The sequence below is a fragment of the Yoonia sp. BS5-3 genome, from assembly GCF_038069655.2.
Taxonomy (GTDB): domain Bacteria; phylum Pseudomonadota; class Alphaproteobacteria; order Rhodobacterales; family Rhodobacteraceae; genus Yoonia; species Yoonia phaeophyticola.
On record NZ_CP150951.2, the window covers coordinates 1,378,388 to 1,385,000 of the forward strand.

Below are 6,613 nucleotides of genomic sequence, written 5' to 3' on the forward strand. Positions count from 1 at the left end.
CGGCCAGCATTCCCATCTATGATCCGAGGCTCAACACAGCATGTGCCGCCAAGCCGGGCATGCATCACTGGGCGCTTAACAAAGGAGAGACCCATGAACTTAGATAAGTTCACTGAGCGGTCGCGCGGCTTTATCCAGGCTGCACAGACGATCGCTATGCGCGAAAACCACCAACGGTTCGCGCCTGAACACTTGCTCAAAGCACTGATGGATGATGAAGAGGGGCTTGCCTCAAACCTGATCACCCGTACCGGCGGCGATCCAAAGGCGGTGGCTGAGGCTGTTGATGCCACCCTCGCTAAATTGCCCAAAGTGACTGGCGATGCGGCCCAGGTATATTTGGACAATGTCACCGCCAAAGTCATCGATGAGGCCGACAAGATTGCCAAGAAAGCAGGTGATCGCTTTGTGCCGGTCGAACGTCTTTTGACCGCGTTGACGGTTGTTAAATCCAAGGCCAAGGATGCGTTGGATGCTGGCGGCGTGACGGCCCAAGGCCTGAATGCTGCGATCAATGATATCCGCAAAGGCCGGACCGCCGATAGCGCCACAGCTGAAGACAGTTTCGAAGCCCTTGCAAAATATGCCCGTGATCTGACTGAGGCTGCTGAGCAGGGGAAGATCGACCCGATTATCGGTCGGGACGAGGAAATTCGCCGGGCCATGCAGGTTCTTAGTCGCCGTACCAAGAACAACCCCGTTTTGATTGGCGAACCCGGCGTCGGCAAGACTGCCATTGCAGAGGGGCTGGCCCTACGAATCGTTGATGGCGATGTGCCTGAAAGCCTGCGCAACAAAAAGCTGATGTCGCTTGATATGGGTGCGTTGATTGCAGGCGCCAAATATCGCGGTGAATTCGAAGAACGGCTGAAATCCGTTTTGAAAGAGATCGAAACCGCTGCTGGTGAAATCATCATGTTCATCGATGAGATGCACACCCTTGTTGGGGCGGGCAAATCAGATGGTGCGATGGATGCTGCAAATCTGATCAAGCCGGCTTTGGCGCGCGGCGAACTGCATTGTGTCGGTGCGACCACCTTGGATGAATACCGCAAATATGTCGAAAAGGACGCCGCGCTCGCCCGTCGGTTCCAGCCATTGATGGTTGAAGAACCGACTGTGACGGACACGGTTAGTATTCTGCGGGGCATCAAGGAGAAGTATGAGCTGCATCACGGTGTCCGTATTGCCGACGCAGCTTTGGTGGCGGCTGCGACGCTATCGCATCGCTACATCACGGATCGTTTCTTGCCCGATAAGGCCATTGATCTGATGGATGAAGCCGCTAGCCGTCTGCGCATGGAGGTCGACAGCAAACCAGAAGAGCTTGACGCGCTTGATCGCCAAATCTTGCAATTGCAGATCGAGGCTGAGGCGCTCAAGAAAGAGGATGACAAGGCGTCCGTTGATCGCTTGGAGCGTCTTGAAAAAGAGCTGGCTGATTTGAACGACCGTGCGTCTGAAATGACGGCGAAATGGCAGGCTGAGCGGGATAAGCTGGAAGGCACCCGCGAGGTGAAAGAACGGCTTGATCGTGCCCGCGCTGATTTGGACATTGCCAAGCGGGAAGGCAACCTGGCCAAAGCGGGTGAGCTGTCTTACGGCGTCATTCCTGACCTTGAACGCAAACTTTCAGAGGCCGAAGAAAATGACGACCTGATGGTCGAAGAGGCCGTCCGCCCAGAACAGATCGCCGAAGTGGTGGAGCGCTGGACCGGTATCCCAACATCGAAAATGTTGGAGGGTGAGCGCGAAAAGCTGCTGCGTATGGAAGAGGAGCTTGGCAAGCGGGTGATTGGCCAAAAAGCGGCGGTGACGTCAGTTGCCAACGCCGTCCGCCGTGCGCGTGCAGGGCTGAACGATGAAAACCGGCCGTTAGGTTCCTTCCTGTTCCTTGGGCCAACCGGTGTGGGTAAGACCGAACTGACCAAAGCGGTCGCTGAATATCTGTTCGATGATGACAGCGCGATGGTGCGCATCGACATGTCTGAATTCATGGAAAAACATGCGGTTGCCCGTCTGATCGGCGCGCCTCCGGGTTATGTTGGCTATGACGAAGGTGGCGTTCTGACGGAGGCCGTCCGCCGTCGCCCTTATCAGGTTGTTCTGTTTGATGAGGTTGAAAAGGCGCATCCGGATGTCTTTAACGTGCTTTTGCAGGTTCTGGATGATGGTGTGTTGACCGATGGCCAAGGCCGCACGGTCGATTTCAAGCAAACGCTGATCATCTTGACATCAAACCTGGGCGCACAGGCACTTAGCCAATTGCCAGAAGGGGCCGATGCAGCGGATGCCAAACGTGATGTGATGGATGCGGTCCGCGCGCATTTCAGGCCAGAGTTCCTGAACCGCCTGGATGAGACCGTGATCTTTGACCGGCTCGCCCGCGAGGACATGGCAGGCATTGTTACAATACAGTTGAAACGTCTTGAGAAACGCCTTGCTGGCCGCAACATCCAGCTTGATCTGGACGAGGCCGCCCAGAAATGGCTGGCCGAAGAGGGGTATGACCCTGTGTTCGGCGCCCGCCCGTTGAAACGTGTGATCCAACGCGCGTTGCAGGACCAATTGGCGGAAATGATCTTGGCTGGTGATGTCATGGATGGCGATAGTATCGCCGTTTCTGCTGGCGCAGATGGGCTGATTGTCGGGGACCGCCTTTCCGCGTCGAACCGGCCCCGCCCTGACGATGCGGTCGTGCATTAGCGTAAGTGTACGCAGCTAGTCTGTTACAGTTCGTGATACGGGCGTGTGGATCAGGATTCACGCGCCCGTATTATATTCCTGATTTTCATTTTAGCGTTTACGCGACAATTTTGGCAATTTGCAGTCTTTCGGCGCCGAATGCCCTCGCTGGCATTGTCGTTAGCCTTTTGTTGTTCCAGAAAGCGACTATGCGAACATCTGAAAAAACAACACAGCACGATCTTTTTGACGACATACAAGGGATGTCGCTGGGAATATTTATGGCCGGGTTTGGTTTGCACCTGCTGACGACTGTCGGTCTTATCACTGGGCAGACCGCAGGCGTCGCGGTCATACTATCCTATTTGACCGATTATTCTTTCGGGACGATTTTCTTTGTCATAAATCTGCCCTTCTATCTTTTGGCATGGCGGCGTCTGGGCCGTGCTTTTACGATCAAATCACTGATCTCGGTATCGCTTTTGTCGGTCTTTACCGATTTGATACCACGTGGTTTCGATATCGCGTATCTGCATCCAGCCTTTGGCGCGGTTGCATTTGGAGCAATCACAGGGGTCGGCCTGCTTGCGCTTTTTCGGCATAACGGGTCGCTTGGCGGCTTGGGGGTTGTGGCGCTGCTTATTCAGGACACAACCGGTTTCCGGGCCGGTTGGGTTCAGTTGATCTTTGATGCAGTCGTGTTTGGTGCCGCGTTTTTGTTTTTTGAGTCCGCAGTTGTTTTATATTCGCTTTTGGGCGCGATGATTTTGAATGTCATCATCGCAGTGAACCACCGGCGTGATCGATATATCGCAACGTGATAGGCCCCGGCGTGTATCGCCGAGACCTAAAGTCGACTGAGGGCCGGTTTAGCCTGCTGGCAAAATGACTGAGTCGATTACGTGGATCACGCCGTTTGACGCTTCGATGTCGGCGGCAACAACATTGGCGCCGTCTACCATGACACTTGGTTCAGTCATGATCGTGACATCGGCACCATTGACGGTTGTTGCGCTCATGTCGTTGCTCAGATCGGTTGACATGACCTTGCCCGGCACAACGTGGTAGGTCAGAATTGCGGCCAGTGCGTCTGGATCTTCCAGCAGCCCTTCGACGGTTCCGGCGGGCAGTGCGGCAAAGGCCTCATCCGTTGGGGCGAAAACGGTGAACGGACCGTCGCCTTTCAGCGTGTCGACCAGTCCTGCAGCTTCGGCTGCGGCGACAAGTGTTGTGAAGGTCCCGGCTTCGACTGCGGTGTCGACGATATCCTTTTCACCCATTGCGAAAGCGGATGTTGCAACTGCGGTTGCGGCGGTCAGTGCAAAGAAAGTTCTGCGTAGCATAGTGAAGTCTCCCATTTGAAAGGATGCTTTCCGTCAGCATCGCCCTTTCTACGGGAGGCTTGCTTTGCGGATCATCACGTGAAACACGTGCACAGCTCTTGACCGGTGTCGCATGGTTGCTAAGCCGCACCGATTTCAATTTTCCAGTCACATATCTGTGATATTCCGTGATTAGAACCGCTGAATTTTGGAACATTTCAACCATCTGGCGCCATCGTGAGACACTTTACAATATAACTGTCCTATATGAACTGACGACAACGCTTAAACGGAGAACCGCCATATGGCATATCGCTGGACAAATGATCTGACATCTACGGATATCACGCCGAAATCTGTATATCTGAACCGTCGTCAGATTTTGGCCGGAACCGTCGGCCTAGGCGCCATCGGTTTGGCGGGTAAGGCGCAAGCCAATGATCTGGATCCCAACACGCTGGAAGAAATCACCAGCTACAATAACTTTTATGAATTTGGCACCGGCAAGGAAGATCCTGCGCGCAACGCGCATCAGCTGGTCACCTCTCCTTGGTCGATCACTATTGATGGATTGGTCGATAACCCGGGCGAATACGCCCTGGCCGACCTGCTGGATGGTCTAAGCATCGAAGACCGCATCTACCGGTTCCGCTGTGTCGAGGCATGGTCGATGGTCATCCCCTGGAACGGGGTTGAGCTGGCGGACATCCTGAACAAGGCTGGCGTGCAGTCTAATGCGAAATATGTTGCTTTTGAAACGGTCGTGCAGCCAGAGAACATGATCGGCGTTCAGCGCCGCGTTCTGGATTTCCCTTATGTCGAAGGCCTGCGCCTGGATGAGGCTATGCATCCGCTGACCATTATGGCCACTGGCATATATGGTGAGCCGATTGCCAACCAAAACGGTGCGCCGATCCGTCTGGTGGTGCCGTGGAAATATGGGTTCAAATCGATCAAATCGATTGTGCGTATCACCTTGACCGAGGATGAGCCGCCCACAAGCTGGAACAAGGCCAATGCCCGCGAATATGGTTTCTATAGTAATGTGAACCCAACCGTTGATCACCCCCGCTGGTCGCAAGCGACCGAGCGTCGGATCGGTGGCGGCCTGTTTGCCCCGCGGATCGATACATTGATGTTCAATGGTTACGAAGATGAGGTCGCCAGCCTTTATGAAGGCCAGGATCTCTCGGTCGATATCTAGAGGCTATGAACGTGCCCCTGAACCATATGATCCGCAATCTTATGCTGTGTGGTGTTTGCACCGGGCTGCTTGGTGGCGTCGCGATGGCGCAAAGTTCTGCATCACGCAAGACCTTGGATACGGATGGGTCTGGTACGGTTGAGATTGCGTATTTTGCGTTCTCAAAAGACATCGAAGATCGCATTTTGTCGGCCGACTGGGTGCAGCCTGCGAACGGTTCTGAGGCCGTCGAGGTGTTTGTGGTTGTTGTTGACAGTTGGCGTCAGGCGGGCGTCGCAAATGCTGGTTTGATCTGGAGCGCGCCGTTGCGTGATCAACTAGACGCGATGGGGGGGAGTGACGAGATGTTCGCGCTGTATGACGTTCAGTCCGATGCCGTTCCTTATGAAAAGGTCTTGTTTGTAGTGACCGAGCTGGATGGCTGGTCAGTAAGCGATGATTGCCTGACAAAAGGGGTTTTCGCATCGCTCTATGAAGCTGCGGCCGTGCCGGCAGCTGAAGTTCTACGCTGCATGCAGGAGAGCCAATGACCCTTTCTCAGGCAATCAATGGCGCGCTGAGCAAGCTTCCAGCGTGGACTATATATATAGTCTGCGCGCTCTGGACGGTTTGGCTGTTTTATCTGGCCATCACTGGCGGTCTTGGGGTCGAACCGATCAACGCGCTAGAGCGCCGATATGGTGAATTGGGATTGAAGTTGCTGGTGCTGGGCCTTCTGGTGACGCCGCTGCGCAAATGGACTGGGGTGAACCTGTTGAAATTTCGCCGCGCCATTGGGGTCAGCGCCTTTTTCCTGGTTCTTGCACATTTCAGCGTTTGGGCGATTCTTGATGTGCGGTCTCTGGACGCCGTTTGGACTGAGATCGTCAAACGTCCTTATGTGACCGTTGGTATGGCGTCTTTTGTTCTGATGATCCCGCTGGCGGTTACTTCTAACAATCGGTCCGTTCGTAAACTGGGCGCTGTCACTTGGCGCAACCTGCACAAGTTGACATATCCCGTCGCGATCCTTGCCGTGGTCCACTATCTATGGCTGGTGAAGGGCTTTCAGATTGAACCGATCATTTACGCGGTGATTATTGCAGGCCTGCTTATTGCGCGTTTGCGCAAACCTAAACCGGCAGGTGCCCGGCAAGCGGCCTAAGGCTGGGTTTGCGGCAAAAGCAAGTCTTCGAGAAAATAGGCGGACAACGCCGCGCGCCCATTTAGGCCAGCCTTACTATATACAGTTGTCGCCTGTTGCCGTGCCGTGCGGTCGGTGATCTCGCGCAGATTGGCGATTTCTTTCATCGAAAACCCTTTGAGCAACATCAGCGCGACGTCTTTTTCAGCCGGTGTCAGCCCCCAGCCATCAAACTGCGCGCTCATGTAAGCACCAAGACCTTCAAGTTGCTTACGCGCC

Annotated in this window: 7 protein-coding genes (1 of these 7 only partly in view); 5 read left to right on the forward strand and 2 right to left on the reverse strand. The window is 54.5% G+C overall.

The window, feature by feature from the left end:
• The first annotated feature begins 93 nt into the window (after window positions 1-93).
• Window positions 94-2,706, forward strand: a complete 2,613-nt coding sequence (gene clpB, locus AABB29_RS07015) for an ATP-dependent chaperone ClpB (RefSeq protein WP_341367610.1) — start codon at window positions 94-96, stop codon at window positions 2,704-2,706.
• Between the two features lie 188 nt (window positions 2,707-2,894).
• The gene (locus AABB29_RS07020) at window positions 2,895-3,506 is read left to right on the forward strand and encodes a YitT family protein (protein ID WP_341367609.1); all 612 of its coding nucleotides are present in this window, start codon (window positions 2,895-2,897) and stop codon (window positions 3,504-3,506) included.
• A 48-nt stretch (window positions 3,507-3,554) separates the two neighbouring features.
• Here the strand turns inward: AABB29_RS07020 and AABB29_RS07025 are convergent, their stop codons facing one another.
• Complete coding sequence (locus tag AABB29_RS07025; RefSeq protein WP_341367608.1) at window positions 3,555-4,028, reverse strand: fasciclin domain-containing protein; 474 nt, start codon at window positions 4,026-4,028, stop codon at window positions 3,555-3,557.
• 283 nt (window positions 4,029-4,311) lie between these two features.
• Between AABB29_RS07025 and msrP the strand changes: the two genes are divergently transcribed.
• From msrP to msrQ, 3 genes are read left to right on the forward strand one after another with little or no spacing between them, the layout of a single operon-like run.
• Window positions 4,312-5,211, forward strand: coding sequence for a protein-methionine-sulfoxide reductase catalytic subunit MsrP (msrP, locus tag AABB29_RS07030; RefSeq protein ID WP_341367607.1), 900 nt, complete (start codon window positions 4,312-4,314; stop codon window positions 5,209-5,211).
• 26 nt (window positions 5,212-5,237) lie between these two features.
• Window positions 5,238-5,741: a hypothetical protein gene (locus AABB29_RS07035; RefSeq protein ID WP_373636843.1), complete on the forward strand. Its 504-nt coding sequence runs from the start codon at window positions 5,238-5,240 to the stop codon at window positions 5,739-5,741.
• Window positions 5,738-6,355, forward strand: a complete 618-nt coding sequence (msrQ, locus tag AABB29_RS07040) for a protein-methionine-sulfoxide reductase heme-binding subunit MsrQ (protein ID WP_341367605.1) — start codon at window positions 5,738-5,740, stop codon at window positions 6,353-6,355. Before AABB29_RS07035 ends, msrQ begins: the two co-directional genes overlap by 4 nt.
• On the opposite strand, the gene AABB29_RS07045 is transcribed toward msrQ, so the two are convergent.
• Window positions 6,352-6,613, reverse strand: the 3' portion of a protein-coding gene (locus AABB29_RS07045) for a hypothetical protein (RefSeq protein ID WP_341367604.1). 260 nt of this gene lie beyond the right edge of the window; the window shows 262 of its 522 coding nt (coding positions 261-522); its start codon lies beyond the right edge, outside the window; its stop codon occupies window positions 6,352-6,354. The genes msrQ and AABB29_RS07045 overlap by 4 nt on opposite strands.

Excerpts from the sequence above, each read along its gene's own strand:
- clpB (WP_341367610.1), top strand. The coding sequence starts at position 94 with ATGAACTTAGATAAGTTCACTGAGCGGTCGCGCGGCTTTATCCAGGCT.
- AABB29_RS07020 (WP_341367609.1), top strand. The coding sequence starts at position 2,895 with ATGCGAACATCTGAAAAAACAACACAGCACGATCTTTTTGACGACATA.
- AABB29_RS07025 (WP_341367608.1), bottom strand. The coding sequence starts at position 4,028 with ATGCTACGCAGAACTTTCTTTGCACTGACCGCCGCAACCGCAGTTGCA.
- msrP (WP_341367607.1), top strand. The coding sequence starts at position 4,312 with ATGGCATATCGCTGGACAAATGATCTGACATCTACGGATATCACGCCG.
- AABB29_RS07035 (WP_373636843.1), top strand. The coding sequence starts at position 5,238 with ATGATCCGCAATCTTATGCTGTGTGGTGTTTGCACCGGGCTGCTTGGT.
- msrQ (WP_341367605.1), top strand. The coding sequence starts at position 5,738 with ATGACCCTTTCTCAGGCAATCAATGGCGCGCTGAGCAAGCTTCCAGCG.